Origin of the sequence: Pseudomonas sp. SCA2728.1_7 (assembly GCF_018138145.1) — a bacterium.
In the GTDB taxonomy this organism is placed as follows: domain Bacteria; phylum Pseudomonadota; class Gammaproteobacteria; order Pseudomonadales; family Pseudomonadaceae; genus Aquipseudomonas; species Aquipseudomonas koreensis_A.
On the sequence record NZ_CP073104.1, the window covers coordinates 375454 to 391390 of the forward strand.

Sequence of the window (15937 nt, forward strand, 5' to 3'; positions counted from 1 at the left end):
TTTTTCTAAAGCTTTCGGTGGCTTAAGCGTGAGTTACTACCTACGCCAGCTTTTTTTCGGTTCGCTGCCTCCGCTCATGATTCTGTCCGTCGTAGCTAGCAGCTCCTTCAGTCTTATGGATAAGCCCGCATTTATAGTCCTGTGTGTAATTAGCACCCTCGTATACCCATACTCTCGATTCGTTTACGAAAGAGCCTTCGAATTCCTTGTTGGAAATAAAGAGTTTGGCTTGAACTCTTCGCTGATGATGTACCTGCAAATTCTCACCATTATGATTTGCTGGTGTGTCTCGATTTTTCTGGCGCCTATTGGGCTCACCTATTTGTACCGGCGTAACAGCCGATAGATCCAACAGGACATTTCATTACCTAGCCCAGCCATAGAGCTGGGCTTTTTTATGTCCCAGATTTACCTGTAACCAGGGACAGCCTTCGGGAAGGCCTGGACGTCGATAGCCGGATATTGCGCCACTAAGAGGCGACCACTGTGCTCGGTAGTGCTGGCAGTGTGGGCAGACTTGCATGCCAATAAGTTTATTGGTCTGAGGATGCCAGCTTGCGGAACGCATGCTTTGTCCATCTCAACTGGAGACCCATGCCTCGCTATGCCTTTTCTGCGTCTATGCTTGATTCCCAAATCAATGGAGGATATGTGCAATGGAAGCAGCCGGTTTTAATAAACTGTCCAGGTTGACCCCTGTCAGCGGATTGGTGGGTACCGCTGGCCTTGCTAACTGCATTGCCGTTGTTGGCTTCAACAGTTCCAATGGAGAAATGGCTATTGCTCATTACGACACGATGAATTGCGCGGATTTCCATGGGGCTTCATTGTCATGGAGTGAAACGGCGCTCACGAAATTCCGCGATTGGTTCGTCAGTAAAACCAAGGCAAATCAATTCGTGGTCGGCCTTGGCTTAATTTGGTTCAATACTTCCGAATCCTCAGGTAAGAAGAGCCCTCAAGGCTATCCGGCGATTGATGACCGACGCTATGAACTAATCAGACTAATAGTGAAGGTGTTTAAGCATGAGCCAACTCAATCAGGCCGTTGCTTTACCTGCACGGTGGTAAATAACAAGATAATCCTGAGCGCGCATTCGGATGAGAAAATCATGCCTGAAGGTTGGGCTGACGCGGGCCTTGTTATCCCCTATGCCGAATTAAGAGCGGAATGACTAGGCGTCTCATACGCCAATTACTGGGAGCTACGAGTGTCGCCAGTGGGTGTGTCGATAGCTATTGATGTTGCTTAGGCATGTGCTGAGCAGGCCTTTGGCGGACGGCGTGGAAAGACACGCAAACCTATTTCAAGCCTCGGCACCTGCTGGGGCTTTTTCGTTCATGGCTCCCTGATTGGGGAGGAACCCGAGATGCCAAACATGCCAGACAAACCAGACACATGGGCGATAGCGCTTGCATGGTTGAGCCAGCATCCGCCGATCCTCTATGCGGCTGCGCTGTCTTGAGCTATGGCCGTGTTGCGGATCACTTACGGTGGCGGTACTCGTCGCCAGATGCTGGTGGAAGGCGCCATTTTCGGCGGCCTGACGTTGACCATCATTAGCGGCCTGGACTTCTTCGGGCTGCCCCAGAGCATGTCAGTCCTCATCGACGCAACCGACGTTGCCAAAGGCTGCGGTGTGCCAGCCACCTCCGGCGCCGGCGGCGTGGATCATGCAGACGTACAAGTCCAGCTTGACCCAGCGCATGCTCAACAAATTATCGCCATCACCCACGAGGGCGACCGGGGATTGATTGCGCTTCAGGCATGCCAGGCGTAGGTCAGATCGCTATCTAAATACTAAATCTTGACGATGGAGCAGGGCTGCATGCTCCGTGTATTATTCGCCCTTTACCTTGAAAGCGAGTAACCGTGATGCTGCATCTGTCCACTGAGAAAGTACGCGAAATCATCATTCTATCGGAAGCACGATTTTCGGCGATTCCTCAAGATCGAACCAAGGAACAAGTATTAGACAGCATCCTCGGACCCCATAGCCCTGAAGAAAAAGCGCTCTGGGATGCATTCAATGAGCTCAAGCATGAGCAGGTCGTGGAACTGACTGCAATGATGTTAGCCGGTCGATACTTGGTCGAGAACGAGCCTTATGAAAGTGTCCTAAACGATGCCGATGACGAGGAGTTTGACGAACAGGTTCCCAAGGAAAACTTCGCCGACATTTACAATGACCATGTCCGTAATTTTCAGAGTCATAAGACGAGTTCATTGATCGTTATGTGTGAGGGAAAAACAACATTTCTTCACAGGTATCTCAAAGCTGCACTCGCGGCTCTTTAAACGAGAGCATTCAGGCTCAGATGCTTAAAACTCGCATCAAATTTTGCACCATTTCTGCGCTTACGAGGCGGGAGGATCAGGAATTACGTGAAGGCCTTTACGCCGCCAGCCAAAATCCCGGCTACTTCGCGCCTATCGTATGCCTGAGCTTTCAGCGCCAATTCATTGGTGCCGGCTTCGTCACAAAACCTTTGCCGTCGCAGGTCGGGCAGCGAAAGGCATGCTGCGGGTTTCGCTGTATAAATGCTGTATTCGTGTACAGCAATCAGGTCGCCGGGGGGAAGCGACGAACAGTAGCAATAGGAGTGCTTTCGGCCAAAGCTGACGGTAGCAACGGCAGAAATCGACTCACAGCTGCCTTCTAGATCAGTTGGGATCTTTGTTAGAGCGGGCTTATCCGCAAGGAGGCTGCTTGAGCAACGCGCATACTCTTCGAGCGATGTCATCTGCGCTATCGGGAATGACCACTGAAATGCCTAAATAGTGTTCAAGGTGCAGGGTAAGCATGTGTTCATCCACCAACAGATCCCAATAGCGCTGGTCCGGGCCATCGAGCCTCTCTTTCCAGCAACCGCCCAGCCCTTGCTCAATAACCCGGGCCACGTCCTCGAAAAGCTTCCAGTCGGCTTCTTCTGATACTTCAATCCTCACTATGCGTAACCTCACCACCAACAGTCGTCCGATTCTGGTGGCTCCTGCGAATGGCCGCAATGGGTCGATACCTAACGGTGGAGGATGGCCGCTATTGGTCGATTGGCGCTTGTCGCAAAGTGCAGTTATCGACCCATGCGAGACATCAATTCACGGGCCGCCGGTATAGATGAGCAAGGCTATGAATGCAGCGAATGGAGAGAGCAGAATCAGCCCGCCGACGACAACTGCCCAGCCCCAGGCAAAACCACTTTCTCCCTCGAAGCGGCCGCCACTCAAGAAGCTCAGCACGTAGACGCCAACACGATGAGCTATCGAATCGAAAATGAAGTCCATTTGGCCCTCACGCCTCCTAGTCGTGTTCCTGGATATCTCCGAACGATATTTCTGGCCGACTATTCGTCAGTCCGGCGTCATCAGCACTGCAAGCGTCATCTTGATGAACTCTTCGTTCTTGTCGATCACTCGGAGCGCGTCGCGCACGTTCTCGGCGACATCGGCCGACCCGCGCTGCTCAACCCAGTTCGAAAGCTCCATGATGGCGGCTTCGAGAGCGAGTTGGTTCTCATTGATTTTGTAAAGCAGGGAAGGGAGCAGATCTGAATTCGGCATGGGGTTTCCTCCGTGAAAAACCCAGCGTAGCACCGTGTTACATGAAGAGTGTTTTACGTTTGGCAGGAAGCTGGAGAAGGGAGAAAAAGCAGAAATTTTTGTAACGCGTCTCAAAAAGTTTTGTAACGCTTCACGGAACGCGGTGGAAACCTCAAACCCCAGAAGCGACAAAGCCCTGAATAATCAGGGCTTTGTCGTATCAAATATGGCGGAGGCGATGGGATTCGAACTCATGGACCTGTTACAGTCGACGGTTTTCAAGTCCGAAGATTAATCCTTATATATCAATGCCTTAACTTGTGTTCGTTTCCGCTAGGCACTATTCATTGATGCTCTGGAGGCCTCTGAAATCAAGGGGTGGACACTTATTTGCGGAAACGAAGTTGGCCGGTTTTTTGGCGTTCTGGGTAGGCTCATGATCGCCCTAGACTTCAAGCTGCAATTGAGAGACTGCGCTTGAGGGAAAGCGACTTTCATCTGAAGTGAGATTTTGCAGCCAACCTGGTCAGCCGTAACAGGCAGGACACGGTCAAAAGCGGCCGTTGAGTCCTCGCAGAATATGAACCCAAAACAGCCAGATCTGCTCCAAGCGGAACAGAGGTCATGGCAATTCTTGAGCTTGCTCGCGCTGAGCGACGCTGGCGAGACACTGTTCGATGAACTGAAGCTCTTGGTCGAGTTCTACCGCGCGCTTTTCCAGAGCTTTCAACGCCGACTGGTGCTCCTTCTGAACCTCTAATGGCGCCTTGGCGAGCCTTGCAAGCTTGCGTTGCCTCCACGCGATATCACCGTTCAGGTCGGCAAGACATTTGACGCCTGATTCTCTCTTCTTAGCTGCAAATAGCTGGCACTCCAAATAGCGGATGGCGTCGTAGATTTTAACGACCTCACTGCTAGTCTTTGAGTGCACGAAGTTCAGGCTGCCCTCGTCGAAGGCATGGTGCTCCTGGTTCTACCCACCCCAGTTGACCAGGTCATTCTTGATGAAATTGAAGTATGACAGGTCATAGTCAATGAACGGTTCCACCAGCGAAAAGGTGTGTTCCAGGCTGACCTGCAGGTACATGCTCTTCTTGAGCTGTGATTTATTAAAGTGCGCGGTTACTTTGACTTCATTTTCTATGCAGAACTCAAGCACCATGGATTCGAACCAGATACGACAATAGAGCAGCGCTTGACGCACATCGAATACGGAAAGCGCGGCAAGAATTTTTTCCTGGAAGCTGCCCACGTGATCAATGACTAGAATGCCTTTGTTCGTATAGCTGAGAACATTACTGGTGTACTGAACCTGTTGCGCGTGACGCTGGGCAATGATACAGAAACGCTCCCAGAAAAGACGGTCATGGGTGGTGACGACCATTTGGATCCGACGCAGGTAAGCGTCGCTGAAGAACAGGTCGATGATGTTCGATCGGTGATCGGTGTCGATCGCATTGACGACGTCATCGAATACGATGAGCGGGAAGTTGTTCTTCTCAGCCATCGCCAAGAGGATGGACAAACCCAACGCTCGCAGATGCCCTTCACTAAGCACCGCAAACGCATCAAGGAATGATCCGTCCACGCTGGTGATCTTGATCCGATAGCTATCCCCCTGGCGGTCGAAGGTCAACGACGCGATCTGCTCATGGTCATCGTCGTGGTTGTTGATCGCGCGGTAGTACTCCGCAGCCTTGGCTTCGATCCCGGTGATTCGCGCTTTCTCTAGCTCAAGCTTGTAATCCAGCAAGTCGCGGTACAGCGTTCGGTACTCAGCTTCCAGATCCTTGAGCAACTGGTTGAAGTGGCTATTGTCGACTGCATCGTTGAGCAATGCCGCTTTTTGCTTTATCAGGTCTGCCATCTGGTCGTTGGCGACCTTGAACTCGCTTATCGCCAGTTTTTTTCTGTCGAACTGATGCTTCAGCAATTCGTCAATTTCTTTCAACTGCGTCACCCGTTCTTCGAGGCGAGCTGCCTGGGCGTCTGCCTGGCCAACCTCCCCAAGCTTGCGCTCACAGTTGCGCAAGTAGTCCTCGAGCTGATCTGCACTCCGCGCACAAAGCTTCAGAAACGAGTCGAGAACGGACGGCGCCACTTCCGAGCGATCGGTAGCGGCATGGAACTTTGCAAGCTCCACCTCCAATTCGTCCATGTTCAGTGGACAGGGAACATCAGCGTGTTCATTGCCTTTCACCTCGCCGATTCCGGTCGCTACTCGTGAAGCCCAGAGCGCGATTCGGGCGTCATTTCTCTGCTTGGATTGCTTGAGGGACTCTAGTGCACCCAATGCCTTGATCTGCTCCCGCGCCCTCTCAAACGGGTTCATCACCACCTGATTGAGGGGCGTCAGGCATGCGGGGCAAGCTTCCCCGACCTGTAGCTGTTCGATGGCCACCAATGCCTCATATACGGCGCGATAATTGATCTCGCTGGCTCTCTGCAGAAACACCTTCTCGATATCGACTCTGCGTTGGAGCAAGCGCTGAGCGATGGCACAGATATGCCTGACTTGCTTTAGAGATATAGCGAACGGGGCCTTGGCAGCTCGCAGGCGCTCAGCGCCACGAATATGCATTTCAACCGTGTCGCGCAACCGCAAGACCTTTCGGCGCACATCGAAGTCTTGGTCGGCTCTCAGCCCCAGCAGCCTACAACTCTCGGAAATCGATGCATGAAGGTCTGCTCTGTGATTACGCCGCAGCTGGCCCAGGCTTACCCTGGCACGTTCCAGGATGTCCAGTGCGTCGGCTTGATCAGCACGCATGAAGGCTTTGAGCGAGAAACTTTCAGGCCGGACGAACCGAGAAATGACCTCCTGGAGTTCCTCCAAACCAAACAAGGTGGCCAAGACATCACTCTCGGCACTGCCAGTATCCTTGGAGCCCAGCAACGAAAACTCTTGAAGACGGTTCCGATCAATGAAACAGCCCGACCAACTGATGCTTCGCTTGACTGGCAACTTGTCTGTTCCCATCAGCATGAGCCTGGGCTTCACCTCTCCCCGGGCGATGTACTGATTGACCTTAGTCTTGCGCCTGGCCGCTTCTTTGATATCGCCAGTGGTGCCGATTTCCAACGCCTCGCACAACGATGATTTGCCTCCGCCATTGGGTGCGTAGAAGATATTCTTCAGTTTACCGAAGCGAATAAAGGTGCCTGTGTCGTCTGGGCCAAATTCTCCGAAGCCTCGGAAGTTTTTTACGCGAAGGTAGTCCAACGTACCGAGTCCGGAGGGCGGTATGCGATCCAATTCGGGCTTACTGTCGAGCACCTTTTTGAAGCGTGCGGCGATCCGCTGATAGTTGCGCCCCAGCAACTGGTCAGCTGCCGCTGTGATGTGCGTTTTGATGTGGTCAGAATAGCGGCCCTTGCCTTGGTTCGCTTGGTACATGCACCAGAGCAGCACGAGGTAAGCGTCACTGCGTCCTTCAAGATTCTGCCTTGCAAAACTCAAAAGGTATTGGCTCATCGCGCCTCCTTCCTGATACGCGTGAGCGTAGTCGGACTGAAGTCAGAAAGCCATTGTCACCAAGCCAAGTGTCAGGGCCCTTTGCTATTTGTTGAGCTCTGCCGATCTGAATTTGATGAATCCATTCAAGCCACGGACACGAACTGTGGACGCGACCTACTGGGGGAATGGGGCGGAATCTGTGATGAACTATGCCGGGAGCCCGAAGACTTGGCGTCTGAGTTCACACAGGCGATTGTCCTCTACGGGGCGACTGGCGCCCTTCGCAGCGGACAGCAATCGGCCAGAAGCGGACGTTCATCAGCAACCGCTAATGGCCAAAAGGAGTCGTCGGAATGTGTATAAGGATGTAAAAAAATCCCACTTTGCGGTTTTTTTCGTACGCAGCGTAAGAGTGCTAAGTACTTGTTCCGCAATAGCACATAGCTAATAAGCTGCGTACGTAAGCGGTAGCTGAGCACGGTTGCCTCCTGTGTTCAGTCGTAAGAGAAATGTAGATATGCAACTGGACTTTAATTATTCTATTAAGCTAGGATCGTTAAAAGGTCAAAAATTGTGAAGGGATATCTAAATTGCCAAAAAATCCTCGATTACCTGCTGTTCCTAGTCTCTCAACTATGCTGCCTTCTGGAACGGAAGGCGGCAAAGAGTTTGCGAGAGTAGTCGGGTTATTGTTATTTAAAGATGCCCGTAATAATGAATTAGAGTTTTCTTTGTTTGATGATGCTTCTGGAGATTATGAGGGGTTGGATGGTTTTTCTAGAAGGGCAAGAGCAAAGGAGATTGTAGGGTATCAATATAAGTTTTTTCCCAGCCCTTTGAGTAATGCACATCGCCAAGAAATAAAGAAGTCCTTGAAACATGCGCTAAATCGGTCCGATAAGAAAAAGCTAATAAAGTGGGTTTTGGTTACACCCGATGACTTCAAAAATCCAGCCCAGAGAGAGGGGGGAGGAGACTTCGCATGGTTCGAAGCTCTTAGAGACGAATATAGTGATCAGGTTGAGCTAGAACACATTGGGCACAGTAAGATTATTTCATTCTTCCTAGAGTCGCAGCAATTATGTTTGTACTATTACCCTTCATTGGTAGTGCATGGGGTTGAGCGAAGGAAGACGATACAAGAGCTAAGGGCTCAATATAATGAGAACATGCGCAGGCGTCATGGTCGCATTGAGTTCGTCGGCATGTCAGTTTATAAGGAGGGTGCATCGAGGCGTATTCCTTTAGAGGATATCTATATACCTCTATCTTTGGTTCAAGAGAAATCTGAAGAGGAGGACGATGACACTCCGAGAGTGAATCCAATATCATTTTTGAGTCCTGGTTCGAAAACAATAATATTGGGCGATCCAGGTGCCGGGAAATCAACTCTTACAAGTTTCCTGGCCTTGGTAGGGATCAATAAAGAACTTCAAGAGCGCTGTGGTTTTTGTGAAGATCCTAGGCTTCCAGTGGTTGTGACATTACGACGATATGCAGATGAGCTGAAAGTTAGAAGAAACCTATCACTGCTCGAGTATGTTTGTGAAGTTGTTCGTGCCGACTTCAATATGCCAGATATTAATTTGGATTTTTTCAGTTATTATGTAGAAAGTGGGCAAGCTATTGTACTTTTTGATGGTCTTGATGAACTTCCAAGTAGAGATTTTAAAAGTGTCATAAGGCAAAGGATAGATTCATTTACACAAAATTACCCTATCAATACAGTTGTGGTTACGTCAAGGGTTATTGGTTATGAAGCTGAGATAAGATTCGATGAAAGTTATGGGCACTTTCGAGTTGCTAAGTTGCGATTGAATGAAATTGAGAGATTTATTTACGATTGGTACTCGGTTCGTATTGAGGATCAAGTCGAGAAAGAACGAAATGTAAATGATCTAAAGAAAATAATAAATCTCCCTGATAGCGACTCAATTAGAGCTTTGGCAAGAAATCCGTTGCTACTGACGATAGTAGCGCTTGTGCATCGAATAGATGCTGTCCTCCCAGATGAGCGCGTTGTTCTATATCAAAAGTGTACTGAAACTTTACTGAATACTTGGTACAAAGCTAAGCGACATGATGAGGAGACGAGCAAAGGTCGTATTGAGCGTCGTAACCGACTGCGTATCGAATCGATTGCCTATTGGATGCATAGAAAAAGCATAAAAGAAAAGGGTAGAGCCGTTGTTACTAAGGAGGAATTAGTAGGTTTTCTCACGAAGTTTATCTCTGATAAAGAGCCTTTACGCGAGCATGATGAACTTGCAGAGGATCAAGCGGAGAGCTTTGTGAGTTTCATTAAAAACACCGCAGGACTATTGGTAGAGGCAGGTGACGGTGTTTACAGCTTTATTCATTTGACGTTTCAAGAGTACTTGTCGGCAACGTATCTAGCAACGTTTGGCGAAAAAGATGGAGCTCGGTCGATCTGGGCAGAACTAAAAGGTGATATCCAGAATCCAAAGTGGAGAGAAGTGGTTAGGCTTCTGGTAGCAAGCCTTCGTTCGACTTCGACTCAGGAGTATTTCGTAGAAAAACTTTTGGAAGATACCAGCGTTGTTAGGCAGCGCGATAATATTATGTTGCTTCTTGGTTTGCTCCGGGATTCGATTGAGCCCGCGGAGATTCGCTCTGAGGATATTTTAGGGCGAGCTATTCAGGTTTTAGCCGTTACAGTTAAACTGAATGATACTAGCATGATTATTGGTTCAGTTCATGCTTGGGTACTTAGGTCGAAAGAAAACAGCAAAGCTCTATCTGATGCTTGGAAACTGGCGTTCGATTATGGTGATCCAGAGTTAAGGCTTAAGTTGATGCTTATACGAGTGGCCCTAGAGGTGGACCATCTCGAAATGAAACATCATACGCTTCCACAGATGAAAACGAATGAAAACGATTTTGTACTGTTAAGATCACTTATTTTGGAAGGCGAACAAGATAAAGCGGCATACTCGATCGCAAAGAGACTTGTCGCCATTTCAAATGTGTGGTCAACGTACAGTCCTGATTCAAATGCTGTTTCAGTAGTGATTTTTTGTATTTCTTTACTATTGGATAAAAAACACACCTGCAGAAAGTTACTCGTAAGAGAGTTGGCGCTCCTTGCAATGACGGGTTATGGTCCATATAGTGACAATGGGATGAATTTTATTGCTTTGGCGTCTGGTGTAACAGATATTCATCCTGCTGTTAAGAAAGCAATGTCATATGCGATGGAACGGGAAGATCCGCGGAAAGCCAGGCGTGATATCAAGCCGCTGGCGACAGTGATCTCTAAGTTTGTCTTAGGGAAAACATCAAGCAGTATATCCCATGATATTATAAGAAATAAACTTTTAAAATTTGCTGTCGGTATAGGTTTGCCTAAGAAGGTTCTTGGCTCTAATAGAATTGATTCTGATGAGTTCGGGAGTTTTATTATGTATTTTCAGGGGAGTTTCGCTGAGAATATAGATGATGCCCCGGGCAGTTACTGGGAGTCGTTAAGAACATCAGAAGGATTCATGGCTAGTGTTTTCAGAGCGCTTGAGGCTAGTTCTGGTGTGAAAATGACTGGACTTTGGGTGGAGGCTCTCAAGTCTTCATTCAAGGGGCCTGTTCCTGGAGTTCTTGACTCAATATTTAGTCATGGTGCAGTGTTAGCTCTTAAAGAGCGCTTGATGTCAAAGCAAGCTTCACGCGATGATTTGGAATTTGCTGCCTTACTTATCATTTTAGATGTGTGGACTTGGTACTGGCGCGGGTATGAATTGCCGGAAGAGTCTCCTGTATATATGCTGCTTGATTTGGATGTATGTAAGCAGTCTTCAATTATTAAATTTGCTATTGCCATCAGAGAAGTGGCGAAGGGAGTGAAGGGTGCTAAGAAAAGTCTTATTGAGATAATGAGCTCTGAGGATCAGGCCGTAAATGAAATGATGGGTGCTGCTGGATGGCATGGAGATATAATTGATATTGATGAATTTATGATTTAAATACTCTTGTGGTGAAATAGATTGATTTTATTTTTCGTGATTAGTTTGTTGTGTCAGGCGAAATAAGTAGGTCTTTTATTTCGCTTGACTCTATAGAGTTGGGGGTGTCGCAGGGTGTAGTAAGTTTTTTTGTTTTTTTGCTCTTTAGTTGGCGTTAATGGTTGTTGTGCTTGGTTTTCGTTGTTCGAACACTAATAGATTCCCATGAATGTCACGGTATGTGGCGCAGATCGAATCTGCTCCGATGTTATCGGTTGTCACTCTTCTGTCTACATGGCGATCGTATCCAGCTCGGGGCGTGATGGTGGTCTCGTTGAGCTGGGTCATTTATTTTCTGTCCCGGGGATGGTCGTCGGCACAAGTGTTTCAGCTTGGATGCTGAGTTTCTGTGTAAATAGGCGCTTACCATGGATTCTTGCGGGCTGTTCGTTTATGGGAGCCGGCTTCGGTTTCATGATCACCCAAGTTATCGGTGCCGCACCGCTACGTACTGTGGCGCACTATCGATGGGTGTTTGGAGTTAACTGAGCGAGCGTCGATTTCTGGCCGGTTGCTGCCGGATACAACTGGCAGCTAATGGCCGAGAGCTCCATGTCGCGGAGAGCAGCTCTAAAGTTCGAGGTGAACGGTTAGAGCACTCCTGAGCGAATTTAACCAATTATGTTGGGTTCATCGTGTGGGTTTCACGATCTCGCCGACGCGTCGATAAACTGTTTCTGTTATGCGTTTATCGGTATGCCCAAGCAGTCGGCTGGCATGACCAAGATCGTCAATCTCACTGGCTGCCTTCGGCCGGATATCCCTGAACTGAAACTGTCGAATGCTTGAAGCTAGTTGCGCATCTTCGTCCTCTAGAGCTTTCGCGATAGCAACATTGCGTGCATCGTCGAATCGTAGGCGAAGCATTGGCGCGGTCACGCGGCGACCATCCTCCGTAATGATCAAATACGGGTTTCGTACTGCGCGCGCCTTCCGCTGTACGAGCAGCTTTTCTATCAGCTCACCTAAACCGTTAATGATCTCGCCTGCATCGAGCCGGATGCGGAGCTTTTTCGAGGTCTTGCCCTGCGCAACCAGCAGAAAGCTGTTGGTTACATCCGTAGTGCGCATGGATAGGACATCAGCAGGGCGCTGGCCCGTAAGATAGGCCAGGTCCATGGCGTCTTTGAGTTCTGGCACGGCAACACCATAGACGGCATTCCAGATCCTGGCATCAGCGTAAAAGTCACGTGGTGTCTCTTTGTTTTTTCGCACACCGGAGGCGGGATTTTCCTTGTCAGTGATACCCCATTCCCTGGCAATGTTATAGATGTGCGAGAGCAGTGAGATCTCGCGATTTGCCCGAACCTTCCCGGTCCGTTTGTCGCGGTACTGGGCTATCACCTGTGGTGTCACCGCATTGATCGGCGCTTCGCTGAATGCTTTCCTGAGTTGCGTCAGTGAAAGCAAGTTGTCCTTTTGGGTTCTAGGCTTTTTCGCCGGAATGATCTCGGCTTCGTATCGGTCGAAAACTTTTCCCAGAAGGGTGTTCTTTTGCGGAATTGGCTTGCAATCGAGTTTCGCCCATTCCGCCTTGGCGACATCCAAGTCGCCACCCAACGGAATTTCCTTCCTCTTCCCCTGATCATCTCTCCCGTCGTAGTAATACCCGACCCACTCTGAGCCGTTTTTCATTGACCTGACCCGCCTAATCATTCGAGGTGGCAGATCCCGATTTGCAGCCTTTCTTGGTCGCATTTTTACCCCACGCGTGAAAGATCTAGCGACCAGGCTTCAGCCGCAATATTGTCAGATGAAGGCTTCACACCGGACAGTTTCATTCGGGCGTACACGCGACCAACAACGGGTCGTCTTGCACCTGTAAGTACGTATTTCCAGCCATTTCGATTGAGCCAGTCCAGCTGCAATGAAGGTCGTTGATATCCGGTGATTGCGACCAGCTCGTCCTCGGCAAGAGTTTCGCTATGAATTTCCATGTTTATCCCTTTCTAAATTCGCTTCTGCTTGTATGGGTTCGCCCTGTTGGCGTTGCATGCTCTCGTCGGCTTTGTAGGCGCGGATGTCGATCAGCGAGGCGACGTGCCGGATGTGGGCGTACTTGAGGGCCTTGCGGCTGGTGTCCAGCGTGGTTATGGGAAGCTGGATCCGGCCGCTGTTGATCTCCGTCACGAACGACTGCTCGTTGAGATTGCGAAAGTACTGCTCGCGGACTTTTTCCAGCGGGATCAGGACGTCACCGAAGATTCGATAGAGCAGTTCGACGGTGGCCGATTCAGGCGCCGGATGAAGGCGAAGCGGGTTCTGTGCAGCGTTACTCATGGACTTGTCGAGCCTCCTTGCGTTGTTGTCGTGCTGGGTGGTTCCAGGCGTTCAGGCAGTGGCGTCTGGTCAGCTCGCGCAGATGTTCGGGCACTTCGAGGAGCGCGGCGTTGCGCTCCTCGCGTGTGCGCATGGCAACGATCTGGCGGGCGTACTCCCTAGGCCACGTCACGGCGATCTGCCGGGATGGCAGGAAGATCGATGTCCAACTGCTCGGCCAGCCAGCGGATGCCGGCTTGCATGACGCGGGTCGACTGGCTGTACTGCATTCCGCATTTTTCGTCATACCAGGGGCTGTCCTTGACACGCAGGTACGCTTTGTCGCGCTTCGGGTCCGCCGGCAGGTTTCCCTTGAGCAAACCTTTTTCCCGCATGAGAGCGATCAGTTTGGGGCGAGTGAGGCCGAGTTGTGTGGCTGCTTGGGCGAGGGTGCGTTCCATATCGTCCTCCTCATGCCGCGTGCGCAGCAGGAGTGGCCGCTGCAGCAAGGTGGTTGATGGACTCAATGAGCCTTGCGTAGATCTCGGCATCGGGGTCGTACAAGGTGAAGCAGCGCGTATGCGGACTCTTGTTGCCGATGCTCAAGATGACGGTGACGCCGCGGCGTGTATGAGTGCGATGCACCGCCACATGCAGGGGAAGTTCAAAACTCATGTCGAGGCTCAGCACGCCGCCGGTGTGCACCAGTTCGAACACGCGTTGCTTGTCCTGGACATCAAAACGGCCGTATTGACGATCGGCATGCGGGAGATGCACCAGATCGCTGGAGTTGCTCGAGTCGAACGGAGCGTTGGCAATCTCTTCAATAAAGTCGGCCAGTTTGAGGTGCATCTTCTTGTCGTTCTGCAGGGTCAGCGTGTGGCGTTCGCTGCCCAGCTCCACGACAAAAGTGCTTTCCACTGCGCCGCGCTCAGCCTTGAGACGGAATGCCAGGCATTCACGCTTCGGTGCTGTGCGCAGGACGTGGTTGAAGGTCTCGGTCAGGTTGACCTGGGCGTTAAGCAACTGCAGGGTGCGGTTGTCGATCTTGTACTTGATCATGCCGCGTGCCCTCCACCGTTCGGATCGATAGGAGAGGGCTGGTAGGACTTGGCGACAAGCTTGGGTTTGCTGTTATGAATGATGACCAGACAGCCCGTGGTGAGCTGCAGCTGTTCGATCAGTTTGCGATTGCTGACGCATGCCGGATGGACATGCAAGGTTGCGGTGGTACGCATTGGTATTGCCTCGCTCTGTGGTAAAGAGTGAGGCAAATATCACGCAATGTGCTTATACGTGTCAACACATAGTGTGATTAAAATAGCGCAGCACTGTGTAGAAAGCGTGATGACTTCAATATTCCGCCTACGAGATGAATTTCTTCCACCTCTTGTTCTGCAATGTGAAGAGTTTCGTGCTCGGTATTGACGCTATCCAACCGGTACATTCCGTCTCGGAGATAGATAAACTCTTTGATCATCGCTTTGCCGGAGGACGTTCGAACTATGACCTCGTCACCGCTAATGAAGCGTTTGTTCGGCTCTATAAGAACGAACTCGCCATTTTTTATGCGGGGCATCAGGCTATCGCCCATGACTCTTATGCCATAGGCATCTGGGTCATCGCTATGTATGTTTAGGTAGCCTTCACCTTGCCCTGGTGGCGGTTCTACCGTGTCGAAGAAGCCCTCATTCCCAAGCTGCGCGTTTGATAGCACAGGGACCTTTCCATCCTTAGCCCAGCCTACAAGGCTGCTAACAGGTTGGTCTTTGTCTTTCGATCTTCCGTAGTCCCTCACAAGACGGTCTTCAGACCGAATCCGACCTTGAATGGCGTCTGAGTACGACTCAACGTCGGAACGATTTTTTCCTGCTACCAAGTCTGGAAAAGATACTCCCAGTGCTGTCGCTATCTTTTGCAAGTCGTGGAGATTGGGCTGACGAGCCCCTTTCTCGTAATTGCCTATCCGAGACTGAGATTCCCAACCGCAAGCGAAAGCAAGGGCTTGTTGGCTCATGCCCTTGGCTTTGCGGTATTGCTTAATACGTTCGCCGAGTGTGTTCATGTGCTTTTTTTACCACGCTCTGAAATTATTTATCATCACTTTTCGTGTTGAGATATCTACGATTCGTGATTAAGATGGCTGCGGCTAATTGGAGGGCATCATGAATCTGATCGCTGAACATCGAGAGAAAGCTGGGATCAAGCAAAAGGAACTCGTTGTAGCTCTTGGATGGACTCAGGCACGTATAAGCAATTACGAAGCAGGACGTCGAATCGCAGGGCTTACGGAGTGCAGAGCCATAGTCAGAGCGCTCAATAAGCTAGGAGCGCCGTGCAGTCTTGATGACGTATTTCCTCCGGAAATGGAAGAGTCCCAAGCCGCATAGAAAAAAGGCGACCCAAGGGTCGCCCAGTTTCTCCCGACAGCATCACCACAATGCTGTCGGGTCGCGATGCCAGAAGGCGAGCACCACATGCCGCCGACCTTCATCGCGTTTCCAAGGCTCGGAAGCCTTGGTGTTGCTGCCGTTCTTACCACAGAGCTGGCAGCTGTTGCGCCAGGGGTGAACAACGGATTGTTCGCCCCGGCACGGTGCCGGTTATCCCCTGCAAGGGTTCCCGGCGTTTGGGCCATACCAAGCCACGCGGCAAATGTATCAC

At 50.4% G+C, this 15937-nt stretch carries 14 protein-coding genes and 3 pseudogenes; 6 read left to right on the forward strand and 11 right to left on the reverse strand.

Annotated features, from left to right (window positions below):
• Positions 1 to 656 precede the first annotated feature (656 nt).
• The 4 genes and pseudogenes from KBP52_RS01590 to KBP52_RS01605 all read left to right on the forward strand — a co-directional run bounded on the left by KBP52_RS01590 (position 657) and on the right by KBP52_RS01605 (position 2299).
• Complete coding sequence (locus KBP52_RS01590; protein WP_212621856.1) at positions 657 to 1175, forward strand: hypothetical protein; 519 nt, start codon at positions 657 to 659, stop codon at positions 1173 to 1175.
• Between the two features lie 195 nt (positions 1176 to 1370).
• Positions 1371 to 1601 (forward strand): annotated as a pseudogene (locus KBP52_RS01595) (phage holin, lambda family); the annotation flags it as partial.
• Positions 1596 to 1781, forward strand: a pseudogene (locus KBP52_RS01600) (lysis protein); the annotation flags it as partial. The pseudogenes KBP52_RS01595 and KBP52_RS01600, both read left to right, overlap by 6 nt.
• 95 nt (positions 1782 to 1876) lie before the next feature.
• A complete protein-coding gene (locus KBP52_RS01605; protein ID WP_212621857.1) occupies positions 1877 to 2299 on the forward strand; it encodes a hypothetical protein in 423 nt (140 codons plus the stop codon).
• 393 nt (positions 2300 to 2692) lie between these two features.
• Here the strand turns inward: KBP52_RS01605 and KBP52_RS01610 are convergent, their stop codons facing one another.
• From KBP52_RS01610 to KBP52_RS01625, 4 genes and pseudogenes are all read right to left on the reverse strand, one after another.
• A complete protein-coding gene (locus KBP52_RS01610) occupies positions 2693 to 2950 on the reverse strand; it encodes a hypothetical protein (protein ID WP_249122236.1) in 258 nt (85 codons plus the stop codon).
• A gap of 150 nt (positions 2951 to 3100) precedes the next feature.
• Positions 3101 to 3286 carry a hypothetical protein gene (locus KBP52_RS01615; RefSeq protein WP_212621858.1) on the reverse strand — a complete coding sequence of 62 codons (186 nt, stop codon included), beginning with the start codon at positions 3284 to 3286 and terminating at the stop codon, positions 3101 to 3103.
• A gap of 66 nt (positions 3287 to 3352) precedes the next feature.
• A complete protein-coding gene (locus tag KBP52_RS01620; RefSeq protein WP_212621859.1) occupies positions 3353 to 3562 on the reverse strand; it encodes a hypothetical protein in 210 nt (69 codons plus the stop codon).
• Between the two features lie 601 nt (positions 3563 to 4163).
• Positions 4164 to 7016: pseudogene (locus KBP52_RS01625) on the reverse strand (AAA family ATPase).
• A gap of 572 nt (positions 7017 to 7588) precedes the next feature.
• Between KBP52_RS01625 and KBP52_RS01630 the strand changes: the two are divergent.
• Positions 7589 to 10975 carry a hypothetical protein gene (locus KBP52_RS01630; RefSeq protein ID WP_212621860.1) on the forward strand — a complete coding sequence of 1129 codons (3387 nt, stop codon included), beginning with the start codon at positions 7589 to 7591 and terminating at the stop codon, positions 10973 to 10975.
• A gap of 669 nt (positions 10976 to 11644) precedes the next feature.
• Here KBP52_RS01630 and KBP52_RS01635 read toward each other — a convergent pair.
• From KBP52_RS01635 to KBP52_RS01665, 7 genes are all read right to left on the reverse strand, one after another.
• Positions 11645 to 12712 carry a tyrosine-type recombinase/integrase gene (locus KBP52_RS01635; RefSeq protein WP_212621861.1) on the reverse strand — a complete coding sequence of 356 codons (1068 nt, stop codon included), beginning with the start codon at positions 12710 to 12712 and terminating at the stop codon, positions 11645 to 11647.
• Between the two features lie 2 nt (positions 12713 to 12714).
• Entirely contained in the window at positions 12715 to 12951 is a 237-nt protein-coding gene (locus KBP52_RS01640) for a DUF4224 domain-containing protein (RefSeq protein ID WP_116254740.1), read from the reverse strand.
• The gene (locus KBP52_RS01645; protein ID WP_174377028.1) at positions 12938 to 13294 is read right to left on the reverse strand and encodes a pyocin activator PrtN family protein; all 357 of its coding nucleotides are present in this window, start codon (positions 13292 to 13294) and stop codon (positions 12938 to 12940) included. The genes KBP52_RS01640 and KBP52_RS01645 overlap by 14 nt, the downstream gene beginning before the upstream one ends.
• A 158-nt stretch (positions 13295 to 13452) precedes the next feature.
• A complete protein-coding gene (locus KBP52_RS01650; RefSeq protein WP_008080166.1) occupies positions 13453 to 13734 on the reverse strand; it encodes a phage antirepressor KilAC domain-containing protein in 282 nt (93 codons plus the stop codon).
• Between the two features lie 10 nt (positions 13735 to 13744).
• Positions 13745 to 14335 (reverse strand): hypothetical protein, encoded by a 591-nt coding sequence (locus KBP52_RS01655; RefSeq protein ID WP_212621862.1) that lies wholly within the window; start codon positions 14333 to 14335, stop codon positions 13745 to 13747.
• On the reverse strand, positions 14332 to 14511 hold the full coding sequence (locus tag KBP52_RS01660) for a hypothetical protein (RefSeq protein WP_212621863.1): 180 nt from the start codon (positions 14509 to 14511) through the stop codon (positions 14332 to 14334). Before KBP52_RS01660 ends, KBP52_RS01655 begins: the two co-directional genes overlap by 4 nt.
• A gap of 77 nt (positions 14512 to 14588) precedes the next feature.
• Entirely contained in the window at positions 14589 to 15338 is a 750-nt protein-coding gene (locus KBP52_RS01665) for an XRE family transcriptional regulator (protein WP_212621864.1), read from the reverse strand.
• 100 nt (positions 15339 to 15438) lie between these two features.
• Between KBP52_RS01665 and KBP52_RS01670 the strand changes: the two genes are divergently transcribed.
• Entirely contained in the window at positions 15439 to 15663 is a 225-nt protein-coding gene (locus KBP52_RS01670) for a helix-turn-helix transcriptional regulator (RefSeq protein ID WP_045123078.1), read from the forward strand.
• Positions 15664 to 15937: the final 274 nt, after the last annotated feature.